This window comes from Pseudomonas wadenswilerensis, from assembly GCF_900497695.1.
Taxonomy (GTDB): domain Bacteria; phylum Pseudomonadota; class Gammaproteobacteria; order Pseudomonadales; family Pseudomonadaceae; genus Aquipseudomonas; species Aquipseudomonas wadenswilerensis.
The window spans coordinates 453,079-467,238 of the sequence record NZ_UIDD01000004.1; the positions used below are offsets into that span (position 1 = coordinate 453,079).

Below are 14,160 nucleotides of genomic sequence, written 5' to 3' on the forward strand. Positions count from 1 at the left end.
GATAGCATTCTGCATGCTATATCGCATCGCGAGGCAAGCCCGCTCCAACATCAGTCGTTGAAGTCCTGCCAGCCGCCCATTTCTTTCCAGCGGTTGACGATGCCGCAGAACAGCTCGGCGGTCTTCTCGGTGTCGTAACGCGCCGAGTGCGCCTCACGGCCATCGAAGTCGATGTCGGCGCTCTGGCAGGCCCGCGCCAGTACGGTCTGGCCATAGGCAAGGCCGGCCAGGGTGGCGGTGTCGAAGCTCGAGAACGGATGAAACGGGTTGCGCTTCATGTCGTGGCGGGCCACGGCGGCATTGAGGAAGCCCAGGTCGAAGCTGCTGTTGTGGCCGACCAGGATCGCCCGTTTGCAGCCATTGGCCTTCAGCGCCTTGCGCACGCCACGGAAGATGTCGGTCAGGGCCGACTCCTCGCTGACCGCCATGCGCAGCGGGTGGTCGAGCTTGATCCCGGTGAACTCCAGGGCAGCCTGTTCGATGTTGGCGCCTTCGAACGGCTCGACGCGGAAGAAATAGGTGTGTTCCGGAAACAGGAAGCCTTTTTCGTCCATGCCGATGGTGACCGCGGCGATCTCCAGCAGGGCGTCGGTTGCGCTGTTGAAACCGCCGGTCTCAACATCGACAACTACTGGCAGGTAACCGCGAAAGCGTTCAGCCATTGGGTGGCGCGAACCGCCGCCATGACCTTCCTGGTCGTCTTCGTACTGATCTTCGCTCACGCAGTTTCCTCCAGCAGGCGCCAGCGCAGTTGCTCACCGGCGCGCAGCGGGATAACGGTCTGCTCGCCGAACGGCAAGCTGCTTGGGGCGGTCCAGCTGTCGCGGACCAGGGTAATGCTATCGGTGTTTACCGGCAGGCCGTAGAAGGCCGGGCCGTGCAGGCTGGCGAAGCCTTCGAGCTTGTCCAGCGCATTGCGTTGTTCGAACGCTTCGGCGTACATCTCGATCGCGGCATAGGCGGTGTAGCAACCGGCACAGCCACAGGCGGCTTCCTTGGCGTGCTGGGCGTGCGGAGCCGAGTCGGTGCCGAGAAAGAACTTGCTGCTACCGCTGGTGGCGGCGTCCAGCAAGGCCACCTGGTGGGTGTTGCGCTTGAGGATCGGCAGGCAATAGAAGTGCGGACGAATTCCGCCCACCAGCATGTGGTTGCGGTTGTACAGCAGGTGCTGGGCAGTGATGGTCGCGCCAACGTTGGCCGGGGCCTCGTTGACGAACTGCACGGCGTCGCTGGTGGTGATGTGTTCGAACACTACCTTGAGGGTCGGGAAGCGCTCGACCACGCGGCGCAGGTGTTCGTCGATGAACAGCTTTTCGCGGTCGAACACGTCGATTTCGCTGCGGGTCACTTCACCGTGCACCAGCAGTGGCATGCCGACCTCGGCCATGGCTTCGAGCACCGGGAAGATCTTGTCGACGCTGGTTACACCGGAGTCAGAGTTGGTCGTCGCGCCAGCCGGATAGAGCTTGGCGGCGTGGACGAAGCCGGTGGCCTTGGCCGCGCGGATTTCCTCGGGCTGGGTGCGGTCGGTGAGGTACAGCACCATCAGCGGCTCGAAACGGCTGCCGGCAGGGCGTGCGGCGAGGATGCGCTCGCGGTAGGCACCGGCTTCGGCGGCGTTGCGCACCGGTGGTACCAGGTTGGGCATGATGATTGCGCGGGCAAAGGTGCGCGCAACGTCGCCGACGGTATGCGGCAATACAGCGCCATCACGAAGATGGATGTGCCAGTCGTCGGGACGCAGGAGGGTCAGGCGGTCGGACATTGGGGATTCCAGGCGGGTCGAACTCAAGGTGAATGCTACCGGAAAAGCCGGTTACGAGCACTCGCTATCAAGTTTTGCCGCGACCGACCGATAGCGTGCAGGTATACCGTGAAAATCTGTGGAGCCGCCCGTGCGCCAGCGTTATCTAGCCCTGCTCAGTGTGTTTGCCAGCATGCCCGCCATGGCACTCACCTTCCAGACCCGTCTGGAGAACATCGAGTGGAAGGTCGAAGGCGATCAGTTCGAATGTCGGCTGGTTCAACCCATTGCCGATTTCGGTAGCGGCGAGTTTGTCCGCCGTGCCGGTGAACAGCCGACTTTCCAGCTGCGTTCAAGCAGCAATGTACTGGGTGCCGGCTCCGCCACTCTGCTGGCGGCGGCTGCGCCGTGGCAGCCCGGGCGGGGCGATATCAACCTGGGCGCGGTGCGCATGGCCCGCAGCGGTGTGCTTTTTACCAGCTCCCAGGGCCAGGCCAGCCGCCTTATCAACGGTTTGCTCGATGGACGCAGCACCGTGGTGCGCAACGCTGCCGGTGAAGCCGGGCGGACCATGGAAGTGCGGGTGTTGCCGGTCAAGTTCAACAAGGCCTACGGAGATTATCAGGCCTGCGCGGCGAAACTCCTGCCGATGAACTATGACCAGGTGCGCCAGGCGCGGGTCGGCTTTCCGGGCGGTGGTATTGACCTGGATGCCGATGCCCGGGCACGCCTGGACGTGATCCTCGACTTCCTCAAGGCCGACCCGACGGTCAACCACGTCGAGCTCGACGGCCACTCCGACAACAGCGGCAACCGCCTGACCAACCGCGATCTGTCGCGGCGCCGGGCGCTGGCGGTGATGGAGTACCTCAAGGCCCACGGCGTTCCCGAAGAGCAGATCACCGTGCGCTTTCATGGTGAGCGCTATCCGCTGGCGCGCAACAACACCGCGGCCAACCGCGCGCGCAACCGGCGGGTGAACATTCAGCTCGATCGGGTGACGCCTGTCGAAAAAACGGTAGCAAAACCCGTTGAGCCGGCAGCCAAACCGCCGGCCACGCCTGCTGCCGCAGCCGATACTGTCAAGCCCGCAAGCAAGTCCTGAGCTGCGACCGTCCGTCGCGCTCTCGACAGTTCCTGTCGCTTTGTCGTCACAAGCTGTCGCCCCACTGTAAATTTTGTCGCAAGGCCGGTAGAATCGACGGCTTTCCGTACAACCCCGTGGAGTGATGGCATGGCGGACGTAAAAAAGGTCGTACTGGCGTATTCCGGCGGCCTTGATACTTCGGTGATTCTCAAGTGGCTGCAGGATACCTACAACTGTGAAGTGGTGACCTTCACCGCTGACCTGGGACAGGGCGAAGAGGTCGAGCCGGCCCGCGCCAAGGCTCAGGCCATGGGCGTCAAGGAAATCTACATCGATGACCTGCGCGAGGAATTCGTACGCGACTTCGTGTTCCCGATGTTCCGCGCCAACACCGTCTACGAAGGCGAGTACCTGCTGGGTACTTCCATCGCTCGTCCGCTGATCGCCAAGCGCCTGATCGAAATCGCCAACGAGACCGGCGCCGATGCCATCTCCCATGGTGCGACCGGCAAGGGCAACGACCAGGTACGTTTCGAGCTGGGTGCCTACGCGCTCAAGCCAGGCGTCAAGGTCATTGCGCCATGGCGTGAGTGGGACCTGCTGTCCCGTGAAAAACTGATGGACTACGCCGAGAAGCACGGTATCCCGATCGAGCGTCACGGCAAGAAGAAGTCGCCGTACTCGATGGACGCCAACCTGCTGCACATCTCCTACGAGGGTGGTGTACTGGAGGATACCTGGACCGAGCACGAAGAAGACATGTGGCGCTGGACCAAGTCGCCAGAAAACGCCCCGGACGTTCCGACCTACCTGGAACTGACCTACCGCAACGGCGACATCGTTGCCCTGGACGGCGTTGAAATGTCGCCAGCCACCGTACTGGCCACCCTCAACCGCATCGGCGGCGAGAACGGCATCGGTCGTCTGGACATCGTCGAGAACCGTTACGTCGGCATGAAGTCGCGCGGCTGCTACGAAACCCCAGGCGGCACCATCATGCTGCGCGCCCACCGGGCGATCGAGTCGATCACCCTGGACCGCGAAGTCGCTCACCTGAAGGATGAGCTGATGGTCAAGTATGCCAGCTTGATCTACACCGGTTACTGGTGGAGCCCGGAGCGTCTGATGCTGCAACAGATGATCGACGCTTCGCAGGTCAACGTGAACGGTGTGGTACGCCTGAAGCTGTACAAGGGCAACGTCATCGTCACCGGCCGCAAGTCGGACGACTCGCTGTTCGACGCCAACATCGCCACCTTCGAAGAAGATGGCGGCGCGTACAATCAGGCAGACGCAGCGGGCTTCATCAAGCTCAACGCCCTGCGCATGCGCATTGCGGCCAACAAGGGTCGGACCCTGATCTGATCATTGCTGCCTGTGAAAGAACCCCGGCTTGCCGGGGTTTTTTTTAGCTGCAGGTTGCACTCAAGGCTGGGTTTCGCTCGATGATTGAGTCTGCAGAGTGGTTTGCGCCCCGGTGTCGAGGTTGTACAGAATCCATTTATTACACGGCAGCCGCGAGGGTTGGAGTGCCTGTAGGGCGAAGTATTTCATCAGGTGAGTTGCTGCAGGCCCGCGCAGGGTGATGATCACTGTACTTTGTTCGGAAATATCCGGAAGCATATGCGTTGCGTTAATTGTTTCAGCTTGTATGCTCGCTGAACTTGCGCGGAGATCCTCGGTTGCGGATGTTTCAGGCAAGGCGGGTATATACATGGGCCTGACCACCGGAGCAGGGCCGGTGATTGTGCCGGGCGCCGGCTCGCTAATGTCGGGTGAGTAAAGGGATTTATAGTTGAAGTTCAAGGTAAGAAAGAACAACACCGTGAGGAAGAACGGGAATCCCACCAGGAACCAAGTGTAGGTACTCTGGCTATCCTCGCCCAGAAATGGCAAAGAGGCCAGTGCCGACGCTTCGATGATGCCCGCGAAAATGGCAATGATCGTCAGTGGGCTTTTCGGCTCGGCTTTACTCATACAGCTCCCCTTGCGTTCAGCGATTGCACTGCGGTGTGAGAGCAGGGTTTAGCATCTCCGACGGTATTCGGACAGCGTGGCGCATTTCACGGCTTGGCAATATATCCCGGGTTACGTAGGGCGGTATTTCGTTGCTGGGGGATTTTGTTTTTATCAAACAAGCCTATAGGACATTTCCTTCAGGTAATTAAGCTAAGTTTCATAGGTGGTTTCTATATCTGGTGCTACCTTTATCCAATAAGTGTTGGAGGCTTTGTGCGTGTGCTCCAATGCTATTTTGCAAAGTATCGTTATTTAGGTGCTTTGTAGGATAATTCTTTTAAGGCTGTAGGCAGTGTCCTTGTATGCAATTGCTGGTTAATGGCGCAATACAATATGTCATGTAACTAGGCTATTGTGCGGACTCAAAAAATAGAACAGCGAACAATTGGATTTGCCCATGAATAAAGTCCTGATCGTGGATGATCATCCGGTCATTCGCCTGGCTGTACGCATGTTGATGGAGCGGCATGGTTATGAAGTCATTGCGGAGACGGATAACGGCGTGGACGCGTTGCAGTTGGCGCGGGAGCATGGCCCGGACATCGTCATTCTGGATATCGGCATCCCCAAGCTTGATGGCCTGGAGGTCATCGCCAGGTTGACCGCCAATAATGCCGGTATCAAGGTACTGGTGCTGACGTCCCAGGCACCCGGGCATTTTTCCATGCGCTGCATGCAGGCAGGGGCAGCCGGGTATGTCTGTAAGCAACAGGATCTCACCGAGTTGCTCAGTGCCATAAAGGCGGTGCTTTCCGGCTACAGCTATTTCCCGAACCAGGCGCTGCATTCGGTACGGTCGAACCTCGGTGGCTCAAGCGAGGCTGATATGGTCGAGCGCTTGTCGGGGCGGGAAATGATGGTCCTGCAGCAACTGGCGCGGGGCAAGACCAACAAGGAGATCGCCGATGGCATGTTCCTCAGCAACAAGACGGTCAGCACTTACAAGACGCGTTTGCTGCTCAAGCTCAATGCACGCTCGCTGGTTGACCTGATCGAACTGGCCCAGCGCAACGGTCTGGTTTGATACACCCAGAAACAACAAAGCCTCCAGCAAGGAGGCTTTTTGATTAATAGACGTCGATCCGTCAGAGGTCGAAGTCGTAATCGGCCAATTGCTTCTGCAAGCGCCGCTCTTCCAGCAGGTTATCGATGGTGCGGCGTTTGCTCAGGTTGGTTTTCGCCACTTCAACCTGGGGCTCGTCATCTGCATCTTCAGTGCCGATGTCGTCTACTACCTCTACATCCAGGTCTTCTTTATCGGTGCTCATAAGTCACTCCAAGCCAAGAGGGCCATTGGCGCACCTTATAGCGAGAATTTCTGAGCGGGTAAAAAAGATTTTTTCAATCGACTGGGCAGTGTTTTCACTATCCGCTCAATCGTCCGAGGTTTTCTGCTTGTACTCGCACAAATCTTCGATGCGGCAACTTCCACAGCGGGGCTTGCGTGCCTGGCACACATAGCGGCCATGCAGGATCAGCCAGTGGTGAGCGTCCAGCAGGTAAGCCTTGGGCACGAACTTCATCAAGGCCTTTTCGACCTCCAGAACAGTCTTGCCCGGGGCTATGCCGGTGCGGTTGCTGACCCGGAAGATATGCGTGTCGACGGCCATGGCCATTTGCCGAAACGCGGTGTTCAGCACCACGTTGGCGGTCTTGCGGCCAACTCCGGGCAGGGCTTCCAGCGCTTCACGGGTTTCCGGCACCTGGCTGCCATGCTGCTCGACCAGCAGGCGACAGGTTTCGATGACGTTTTTCGCCTTGCTGTTGTACAGGCCGATGGTCTTGATGTATTCGGACAGGCCTTCAACGCCCAGGGCGTAGATCGCTTCCGGGGTATTGGCGACCGGATACAGTTTGGCCGTGGCCTTGTTCACGCTGACATCGGTGGCCTGGGCCGAGAGGATTACCGCAATCAGCAGTTCGAAAGGATTGGTGTAGGCCAGCTCGGTTTTCGGCTCGGGGTTGTCTTCGTGCAGCCTGCGAAAGATTTCCAGGCGTTTGGCGGCATTCATGGGGTCAAAGCTTTCCTTGACGACGTGAAGGGGCCCGCCTCTGGCGAACCCGGTTATACAAGGCCAGTAACAGGCCCAGAAGCATTAGCGCACCCGGCAACAGGCTGGCCAGGCGCAGATTGGCAAATTCGCCCAGCAACTGTCGCGTGAGCCCCATGGCAATGCACAGCGAGGCGAATCCTGCCAACGTCATCGCAGCAGTACGCCAGCGGGCATTGTTACCCAGGGCAAACTCGAACAGCAGGCATTGTACGGCGATCAATGCCGGATAGGGGGCCAGTGCCAGCGACAGCGGCAGGGCCCAGGCGCGCAGGCCCAGTTCCAGGCAGGTGACCAGCAAGGCTGCCAGCAGTACGCTGGCGAACAGCTTGGCGCTACCGTCCAGCACCTTGCGCAGCGGTGTCATGCACAGCCGGTGCAGGCCGATGACCAGCAGGCTGCACAGCGCAATGGCACTGGCCTGCAGCAATGTCTGGGTAGCTCCCAGCAAGGGTGCCAGGCTTACGGCGGCGAGCCATGGTCTATTCATCGGCGCCTCCAGCGAGTAGCTGCTGACGGTGCTCGTCGAAATAGCGCAGGGCATCGTGGGTAGCCTGAATGACCGCGCGTGAGGTGACGGTAGCGCCGGCCAGTTGATCGAACTGGCCGCTATCTCGCTTGAGCGCCCAGGCTGTATCGGCAATGCTTTGCCGGCTGCTGCCGACAAAACCCTGCAGCCAGGTGTTGCCGGGCTCAACCAGCTTGCCGCCCAGGCCTGGGGTTTCCTGTTGCTGCAACACCTTGACGCCGATCAGGCGACCGCCCTCGTCAATGGCAATCAGCAGGTCGAGCGGGCCGCCGTAGCCCTGGGTTTGACTATGCAGCACGACCGCGCGGGGCTGGCCCTTCAGGGTCGCCAGATAGCCTGCGAGCAGGCGGCTGTGATCCAGGGTGGCGGCCCCCAGGCGCAGGGGGTGTTGCAGCGGCTGGTTGTCGTAATGCTGTTCTGGCAGCACGCTCAGCCAGCGCTGGGCTTTGAGCTGTTGCTCGGCTTCAGTGATGCGCGGGGCGGTGAACTGCTGCCAGAGTACCGTGCCGCCTACGGCCAGCACGATAAGCGTCAATAACAGCAGCGCGGTGCGTATCGATGAGGTGTTCATTGCGTCTGCCCACGCTCTGCCCAGCGCTCCAGCGTCGGAACGCATAGATTCATCAACAATACCGCGAACGCGGCGCCGTCGGGATAGCTGCCCCAGGTCCGGATCAGGTAGATGAGCAAGCCCGCGCCGATGCCAAACAGCAGCTTGGCCCTTGGGCTTTTCGGCCCTGATATCGGCTCGGTGACGATGAAAAACGCAGCCAGCATGGTAGAGCCGGACAGCAGATGCAGCAGCGGCGAGCCGTTGGAGTCCGAGCCCGAGCCGTTCCAGCACACCAGGCTGATCAGCATCAGGCTGGCCAGCAGGCCGACCGGGGCGTGCCAGCTGATGACCTTGCGCTGCAACAGCAGCAGGCCGCCGAGCAAAAAGGCCAGGTTGACCGCTTCGCTGCCCCGGCCACCCAAGCGCCCGAAGCCCGGATGACTGGCGAACAGCTCATCCATGGTCAGGCTGCGGTTGTTGCGCAGGCCGTCCAGTACCGTGGCTTGCGCCCAGGCATCCGGCTGGCTGCCGGAACCAAGGCCGAATACCTGCTGCAGCGTGTCTGTCAGTCCAAGCACCTGAGTGACCGGCCACTGGGTCATATGCTGTGGAAACGCCAACAACACCAGCGCATAGCCAACCATTGCCGGGTTGAACAGATTCTTGCCGACACCGCCGTAGAGTTGTTTGCCCAGGGCAATGGCGCTGCTGGCGGCAATCATTGGCAGCCACCAGGGGGCGTAGACGGGCAGTGCTGCCGTCAGCAGGACGGCAGTGACCAGGGCGCTGCCGTCGTTCAGTGCGGGCAGGCTCGGCCGTTGTTGCAGTTTCAGTAGCATCGCTTCGCTTGCCAACGCGGCACTGACGCACAGCAGCAGATTCAGCAGCAGCCCCCAGCCGTGCAGCCACAATAAGGTCAGCAACCCTGGCGCACAGGCCAGCAGCACCAGGGCCATGGTGCTGCGCAGGCGCTCGCGGTTATCAGCCGCGGCCATCGCCGGCTGCCGGTTGTAGCGCTTGCAGGCGTGTCTGGGCCAGTTGCGCTTCGCTCTCAAGTTCTGCCAGTTGTGCTTGCTGGGCCTCGCTAGGTACATCGCCAAAGGCAGCCCTGGCCTTGTTCAGTTGCGCCCGGCTCATGGCAGCGGCGATTTTCGCCTGCTTGAGGGCGGCATCGGCGGCAGCGGCCTTTTGCACCTTGACGCGTTCGATGGCGGCCTTGATCGGGTCGTCGACAACCGCGCTCGAGGTGGCGACGGTGGCGTTGGCCGCACGCTGGCTGCGAGCCAGGCGTTCGGCCTGCTTGCGTGCTTCTTCGCGCTGCAGGCGCTGGTTGCGCTGCTCAAAGCGCCGCCGGGCATGGTTGCGCTTGTGGCCGCGGGCTGCAAGCGCTTCGGCGTCCCGGGCCAGGCCGCCGACAATTGGCACGACGTTGCTGCTGGCGGTGAGCGGTAGCAGGTCAATGCAGTCAACCGGGCAGGGCGCCACGCACAGGTCGCAGCCCGTGCATTCGGCGCTGATCACGGTGTGCATCAGCTTGGCCGCGCCGATGATGGCGTCCACCGGGCAGGCCTGGATGCATTTGGTGCAGCCAATGCATTCGGCTTCGCGAATATAGGCGACCTGCGCCGGTGCATGGCCGCGCTCGTGATCAAGTTCGATCACCGGCACATCCAGTAGCCGGGCCAGGGCGGCGATGGTTTCGCGGCCCCCAGGCGGGCATTTGTTGATCGCTTCGCCCGCCGCCAGGCCTTCGGCGTAAGGCCGGCAACCCGGGTGGCCACATTTGCCGCATTGGGTCTGCGGCAGCAGGGCGTCGATGCGTTGAATCAGGCTCATGGGTTGAATAATCCGTTGAAACCGAGAAACGCCATGGCCATTACGCCGGCGCCGATCAGCTCGATCGGCAGGCCGCGAAAAGCCATGGGGATGTCGTCGTTGTCGCTGCGCTGGCGCAGGTCGGCGAACAGGCTCAGAGCCAGCCAGAAACCCAGGCCGCCCCCCAGGCTCCAGCCCAGGGTTTGCGCGATGCCATAGCCGCCTTCACTGACCTGCAGGCTCAAGCCTAGCAGTGCCATGTTGGCCAGCATCAGTGGCAGCAGGTCATCGAACGGCAGGGCCGGTAGCAGGTGTGTCAGCAGTTTGAGCAGTGGCGAGATCAGCAGCACGCTCAGCGCCAGGAACACGAACAGGCGCAGGTACTCAAGCGCCAGGGGCAACAACGCCACGCGATAAATCAGTTGCCCGATCCCGACGGTCAAAACCAGCAACAGCAAAGTCGCCAGCCCCAGCGCATGCACCTGACGCCGATACTGATCGGTACTGCTGCGTGGCAGTGGGTCGATGGCCAGCCCCTGGTGCAGGACCAGGTTGTTGATCAGCGCGGCGCTGACCAGGGCCAGGAAGAATTCGCTCATGAGGGGGCCGAATGCTGAGGCTGTCCGCCATTATCCGGCAATGACGCGAGGATGAGAACGCCCCGGCCGCAATCAGCCGGGGCGAGAGCCTTACTTGATGCGTTGGCCCGGCTTGGCGCCGCTGTCAGGGCTGAGCAGGTAGATCTCTTCGCCGCCAGGGCCGGCGGCCATGACCATGCCTTCGGAGACGCCGAAACGCATTTTGCGTGGCTTGAGGTTGGCGATCATCATGGTCAGGCGACCTTCGAGCTTGGCCGGGTCCGGGTAGGCCGACTTGATGCCGGAGAACACGTTGCGCTGCTCGTCGCCGATATCCAGGGTCAGGCGCAACAGCTTGTCGGCGCCTTCCACGGCTTCGGCCTTGAGGATCAGGGCAACCCGCAGGTCGACGGCGGCGAAGGTGTCGAAGTCGATCTCGGCCGACAGCGGGTCCTTGGTCAGTTCACCATTGCCGGTGACAACGCTGGTCTGGCTGGCCGCCAGGTCTTCCTTGGAGGCAGCGGTCATGGCTTCGACCTTGGCCGGGTCGATACGGCTCATCAGCGCCTTGAACGGGTTGAGCTGGTGGTTGCTCAGGCGGGTCTGATGGTCGGCCCAGGTCAGCGGGGCGACGTTGAGGAACGCCTCGGCGTCGGTGGCCAGCACTGGCAGCACCGGCTTGAGGAAGATCACCAGCTGGCGGAACAGGTTGATGCCCTGGGCGCAGATCGCCTGGACTTCGTCCTGCTTGCCTTCCTGCTTGGCCAGCGACCATGGCGCCTTGTCGGCAATCCAGGCGTTGGCGCGGTCGGCCAGGCCCATGATTTCGCGCATGGCCCGGGCGAAGTCGCGGCCTTCGTAGGCTTCGGCAATGCCCGGCGCGGCGGCGAGGAAAGCTTCGGTCAGCTCAGGCGCGGCGTCGCCGTCAACCATTACGCCGTCGTTGCCCTTGTGGATGAAGCCGGCGCAACGGCTGGCAATGTTGACCACCTTGCCAACCAGGTCGGAGTTGACCTTCTGGATGAAGTCTTCCAGGTTCAGGTCGAGGTCGTCGACGCCGCGGCCCAGCTTGGAGGCGTAGTAGTAGCGCAGGTATTCCGGCGCCAGGTGATCCAGGTAGGTGCGGGCCTTGATGAAGGTGCCGCGCGACTTGGACATCTTCGAGCCGTTGACGGTCAGGTAGCCGTGCACGTTGATGCCGGTCGGCTTGCGGTAGCCGGCGCCTTCGAGCATGGCTGGCCAGAACAGGGCGTGGAAGTTGACGATGTCCTTGCCGATGAAGTGGTACAGCTCGGCTTTCGAGTCCTTGTTCCAGAACGCATCGAAGTCCAGCTCCGGGCGGCGTGCGCAGAGGTTCTTGAAGCTGGCCATGTAGCCGATCGGTGCGTCCAGCCAGACGTAGAAGTACTTGCCCGGCTCGTCGGGGATCTCGAAGCCGAAGTACGGCGCGTCACGGGAGATATCCCATTCCTGCAGGCCGGCATCCAGCCATTCGGCGATCTTGTTGGCAACCGCGTCCTGCAGTGTGCCGCTGCGGGTCCACTGCTGGAGCATGGCCTGGAAGTCGGGCAGCTTGAAGAAGAAGTGCTGCGAGTCCTTGAGCACCGGGGTGGCGCCGGAGATCGCCGACTTGGGGTTCTTCAGCTCGGTCGGCGCATAGGTGGCGCCGCATTTTTCGCAATTGTCGCCGTACTGGTCTTCAGCGGCGCACTTGGGGCAGGTGCCCTTGATGAAGCGGTCGGCCAGGAACATTTTCTTGTCCGGGTCGAAGTACTGGGTGATCGAACGGGTGGCAATGTGCCCGGCGTCACGCAGCTTGAGATAGATCTGGCTCGACAGCTCGCGGTTTTCTTCGGCGTGGGTCGAGTGGAAGTTGTCGAAATCGACCAGGAAATCGGCGAAATCCCCGCTGTGCTCGGCCTGGACGGCGGCAATCAGCTGTTCAGGAGTGATGCCTTCCTTCTCGGCGCGCAGCATGATGGCCGAACCGTGGGCGTCGTCAGCGCAGACATAAATGCACTGGTTGCCGCGAAGCTTCTGGAAGCGCACCCACATGTCTGTCTGGATGTACTCGAGCATATGGCCAAGGTGAATGGAACCATTGGCATAGGGCAGGGCGCTGGTGACGAGAATCTGACGTGGCTCGGACATGGGGGCTCGGCTACTTTTTTCGGCTACTTGAGATGAAACGGTGATCGGCCACTATAAAACGCCGGGAAATATATTTCACCCCATGGACGTATCTGAGGATGTATGGCGGGTTAGCATAGTGGTCTGTTTTGCTCAGTCTTTATCACGGGAGTCTCCATGAGTGCCGTCACTCGCGCAGCCGTCGAAGCCGTTCTTCGCCAGTACACCGACCCTTACCTGAACCAGGACCCGGTCAGCGCCGGCTGTGTCCAGGCCATCGATATCCAGGGCGATCGCGTCAGCGTGCAACTGCAACTGGGCTATGCCGCCGACCTGTTCAAGAACGGTTGGGCGCAAGTTCTGCAAACGGCCGTCGAAGGTATCGACGGGGTTGCCTCGGCGCGGGTCGAGATCAACTGTGTCATCGCCGCGCACAAGGCCCAGGCGCAGATTCCGGGCCTGGCCAACGTCAAGAACATCATCGCCGTAGCCTCGGGCAAGGGCGGTGTCGGCAAGTCGACCACCGCCGCCAACCTGGCCCTGGCCCTGGCCCGTGAAGGTGCGCGGGTGGGGATTCTCGATGCCGACATCTATGGCCCGAGCCAGGGCGTGATGTTCGGTATCGCCGAAGGTACACGGCCGCAGATCCGCGAGCAGAAGTGGTTCGTGCCGCTCAAGGCCCATGGTGTCGAGGTCATGTCCATGGCGTTTCTGACCGACGACAACACGCCGATGGTCTGGCGCGGGCCGATGGTCTCCGGGGCACTGCTGCAGCTGGTAACCCAGACCGCCTGGGACGACCTCGACTACCTGGTGATCGACATGCCGCCGGGCACTGGCGACATCCAGCTGACCCTGGCGCAGAAAGTCCCGGTGGCCGGTTCGGTCATCGTCACCACGCCGCAGGACCTGGCGTTGCTCGATGCCAAGAAGGGCGTGGAGATGTTCCGCAAGGTCAACATTCCGGTGCTGGGTGTGGTCGAGAACATGGCCGTGCACATCTGCTCGAACTGCGGCCATGCCGAGCATCTGTTCGGCGAAGGCGGTGGCGAGAAGCTGGCGGCCCAGTACGGTGTCGAGCTGTTGGCATCGTTGCCTTTGTCGATGCTGATCCGTGAGCAGGCCGACAGCGGCAAGCCGACGGCGATTGCCGAGCCGGAAAGCCAGATTGCCATGGTTTACCAGGAGCTGGCCCGCCAGGTGGGGGCGCGGATCGTGTTGCAGGAAGCGGCGGCACCGGCGATGCCGAATATCACTATCAGCGAAGATTGAGGTGATGCTATCGCTGGCAAGCCAGCTCCCACAGGTTCTGCATGCACTGGACCTTGTGGGAGCTGGCTTGCCAGCGATGGGCCACCAGGCAGCCTAAAATCAGGGCATAAAAAAAGCCCCACCTGTTAAGGGCGGGGCTTTCTTCAAGCTGTAAAGCGGAAGTTAGATAACTTCTACTTCTTCAGCCTGCATGCCTTTCTGACCGCGGGTAGCGATGAAAGAGACCGCTTGGCCTTCTTTCAGGCTCTTGAAGCCGTCAGCCTTGATGGCTTTGAAGTGTACGAACAGGTCGTCACCGGATTGTGGGGTGATGAAGCCGAAGCCTTTTTCATCGTTGAACCACTTAACGGTACCGGTTTGGCGATTGGACATGGTCTGTCTC

15 protein-coding genes and 1 pseudogene are annotated in these 14,160 nt (G+C 61.2%); 4 read left to right on the top strand and 12 right to left on the bottom strand.

The genetic code is table 11. The annotated features are described in order from the left end of the window. Nucleotides 1-50 precede the first annotated feature (50 nt). Together rnt and pyrC are read right to left on the bottom strand one after the other, a co-directional pair. Nucleotides 51-662 (bottom strand): ribonuclease T, encoded by a 612-nt coding sequence (gene rnt, locus CCOS864_RS06825; RefSeq protein ID WP_267954172.1) that lies wholly within the window; start codon nucleotides 660-662, stop codon nucleotides 51-53. A 56-nt stretch (nucleotides 663-718) separates the two neighbouring features. Continuing rightward, a complete protein-coding gene (pyrC, locus tag CCOS864_RS06830; protein ID WP_115085624.1) occupies nucleotides 719-1,765 on the bottom strand; it encodes a dihydroorotase in 1,047 nt (348 codons plus the stop codon). A gap of 130 nt (nucleotides 1,766-1,895) precedes the next feature. Here pyrC and CCOS864_RS06835 point away from each other — a divergent pair, with 130 nt between their 5' ends. Together CCOS864_RS06835 and CCOS864_RS06840 are read left to right on the top strand one after the other, a co-directional pair. Further along, complete coding sequence (locus tag CCOS864_RS06835; RefSeq protein ID WP_115085625.1) at nucleotides 1,896-2,849, top strand: flagellar protein MotY; 954 nt, start codon at nucleotides 1,896-1,898, stop codon at nucleotides 2,847-2,849. A 129-nt stretch (nucleotides 2,850-2,978) separates the two neighbouring features. Beyond that, on the top strand, nucleotides 2,979-4,196 hold the full coding sequence (locus CCOS864_RS06840; RefSeq protein ID WP_115085626.1) for an argininosuccinate synthase: 1,218 nt from the start codon (nucleotides 2,979-2,981) through the stop codon (nucleotides 4,194-4,196). 60 nt (nucleotides 4,197-4,256) lie between these two features. On the opposite strand, the gene CCOS864_RS28675 is transcribed toward CCOS864_RS06840, so the two are convergent. Beyond that, nucleotides 4,257-4,808 (bottom strand): hypothetical protein, encoded by a 552-nt coding sequence (locus CCOS864_RS28675; RefSeq protein WP_415842479.1) that lies wholly within the window; start codon nucleotides 4,806-4,808, stop codon nucleotides 4,257-4,259. A 439-nt stretch (nucleotides 4,809-5,247) separates the two neighbouring features. On the opposite strand from CCOS864_RS28675, the gene CCOS864_RS06850 reads away from it, so the two are divergent. Next, nucleotides 5,248-5,874: a response regulator transcription factor gene (locus CCOS864_RS06850; protein WP_115085627.1), complete on the top strand. Its 627-nt coding sequence runs from the start codon at nucleotides 5,248-5,250 to the stop codon at nucleotides 5,872-5,874. 61 nt (nucleotides 5,875-5,935) lie between these two features. Here the strand turns inward: CCOS864_RS06850 and CCOS864_RS06855 are convergent, their stop codons facing one another. The 8 genes and pseudogenes from CCOS864_RS06855 to metG all read right to left on the bottom strand — a co-directional run bounded on the left by CCOS864_RS06855 (nucleotide 5,936) and on the right by metG (nucleotide 12,527). Then, on the bottom strand, nucleotides 5,936-6,118 hold the full coding sequence (locus CCOS864_RS06855) for a PA3496 family putative envelope integrity protein (protein WP_115085628.1): 183 nt from the start codon (nucleotides 6,116-6,118) through the stop codon (nucleotides 5,936-5,938). A 105-nt stretch (nucleotides 6,119-6,223) separates the two neighbouring features. After that, nucleotides 6,224-6,862, bottom strand: a complete 639-nt coding sequence (gene nth, locus CCOS864_RS06860) for an endonuclease III (RefSeq protein WP_115085629.1) — start codon at nucleotides 6,860-6,862, stop codon at nucleotides 6,224-6,226. 4 nt (nucleotides 6,863-6,866) lie between these two features. Then, complete coding sequence (locus CCOS864_RS06865; RefSeq protein ID WP_115085630.1) at nucleotides 6,867-7,391, bottom strand: Rnf-Nqr domain containing protein; 525 nt, start codon at nucleotides 7,389-7,391, stop codon at nucleotides 6,867-6,869. Next, complete coding sequence (locus tag CCOS864_RS06870) at nucleotides 7,384-8,001, bottom strand: RnfABCDGE type electron transport complex subunit G (protein WP_115085631.1); 618 nt, start codon at nucleotides 7,999-8,001, stop codon at nucleotides 7,384-7,386. The genes CCOS864_RS06865 and CCOS864_RS06870 overlap by 8 nt, the downstream gene beginning before the upstream one ends. Next, nucleotides 7,998-8,978, bottom strand: coding sequence for an RnfABCDGE type electron transport complex subunit D (locus CCOS864_RS06875; protein ID WP_115085632.1), 981 nt, complete (start codon nucleotides 8,976-8,978; stop codon nucleotides 7,998-8,000). The genes CCOS864_RS06870 and CCOS864_RS06875 overlap by 4 nt, the downstream gene beginning before the upstream one ends. Before the next feature lie 4 nt (nucleotides 8,979-8,982). Then, nucleotides 8,983-9,819, bottom strand: a pseudogene (gene rsxB / locus CCOS864_RS06880) (electron transport complex subunit RsxB); the annotation flags it as partial. Further along, a complete protein-coding gene (locus tag CCOS864_RS06885) occupies nucleotides 9,816-10,397 on the bottom strand; it encodes an Rnf-Nqr domain containing protein (protein ID WP_115085634.1) in 582 nt (193 codons plus the stop codon). The gene CCOS864_RS06885 and the pseudogene rsxB, both read right to left, overlap by 4 nt. A gap of 90 nt (nucleotides 10,398-10,487) precedes the next feature. Further along, nucleotides 10,488-12,527 carry a methionine--tRNA ligase gene (metG, locus tag CCOS864_RS06890; protein WP_115085635.1) on the bottom strand — a complete coding sequence of 680 codons (2,040 nt, stop codon included), beginning with the start codon at nucleotides 12,525-12,527 and terminating at the stop codon, nucleotides 10,488-10,490. Nucleotides 12,528-12,683: 156 nt separating this feature from the next. On the opposite strand from metG, the gene apbC reads away from it, so the two are divergent. Then, nucleotides 12,684-13,778, top strand: a complete 1,095-nt coding sequence (gene apbC / locus CCOS864_RS06895; protein WP_115085636.1) for an iron-sulfur cluster carrier protein ApbC — start codon at nucleotides 12,684-12,686, stop codon at nucleotides 13,776-13,778. A gap of 162 nt (nucleotides 13,779-13,940) precedes the next feature. Here the strand turns inward: apbC and CCOS864_RS06900 are convergent, their stop codons facing one another. After that, the gene (locus CCOS864_RS06900; RefSeq protein ID WP_010221054.1) at nucleotides 13,941-14,150 is read right to left on the bottom strand and encodes a cold-shock protein; all 210 of its coding nucleotides are present in this window, start codon (nucleotides 14,148-14,150) and stop codon (nucleotides 13,941-13,943) included. Nucleotides 14,151-14,160 lie beyond the last annotated feature (10 nt).

Coding starts and splice junctions, on each gene's coding strand:
- rnt (WP_267954172.1), bottom strand. CDS start 662: ATGGCTGAACGCTTTCGCGGTTACCTGCCAGTAGTTGTCGATGTTGAG.
- pyrC (WP_115085624.1), bottom strand. CDS start 1,765: ATGTCCGACCGCCTGACCCTCCTGCGTCCCGACGACTGGCACATCCAT.
- CCOS864_RS06840 (WP_115085626.1), top strand. CDS start 2,979: ATGGCGGACGTAAAAAAGGTCGTACTGGCGTATTCCGGCGGCCTTGAT.
- CCOS864_RS28675 (WP_415842479.1), bottom strand. CDS start 4,808: ATGAGTAAAGCCGAGCCGAAAAGCCCACTGACGATCATTGCCATTTTC.
- CCOS864_RS06850 (WP_115085627.1), top strand. CDS start 5,248: ATGAATAAAGTCCTGATCGTGGATGATCATCCGGTCATTCGCCTGGCT.
- CCOS864_RS06855 (WP_115085628.1), bottom strand. CDS start 6,118: ATGAGCACCGATAAAGAAGACCTGGATGTAGAGGTAGTAGACGACATC.
- nth (WP_115085629.1), bottom strand. CDS start 6,862: ATGAATGCCGCCAAACGCCTGGAAATCTTTCGCAGGCTGCACGAAGAC.
- CCOS864_RS06865 (WP_115085630.1), bottom strand. CDS start 7,391: ATGAATAGACCATGGCTCGCCGCCGTAAGCCTGGCACCCTTGCTGGGA.
- CCOS864_RS06870 (WP_115085631.1), bottom strand. CDS start 8,001: ATGAACACCTCATCGATACGCACCGCGCTGCTGTTATTGACGCTTATC.
- CCOS864_RS06875 (WP_115085632.1), bottom strand. CDS start 8,978: ATGGCCGCGGCTGATAACCGCGAGCGCCTGCGCAGCACCATGGCCCTG.
- CCOS864_RS06885 (WP_115085634.1), bottom strand. CDS start 10,397: ATGAGCGAATTCTTCCTGGCCCTGGTCAGCGCCGCGCTGATCAACAAC.
- metG (WP_115085635.1), bottom strand. CDS start 12,527: ATGTCCGAGCCACGTCAGATTCTCGTCACCAGCGCCCTGCCCTATGCC.
- apbC (WP_115085636.1), top strand. CDS start 12,684: ATGAGTGCCGTCACTCGCGCAGCCGTCGAAGCCGTTCTTCGCCAGTAC.
- CCOS864_RS06900 (WP_010221054.1), bottom strand. CDS start 14,150: ATGTCCAATCGCCAAACCGGTACCGTTAAGTGGTTCAACGATGAAAAA.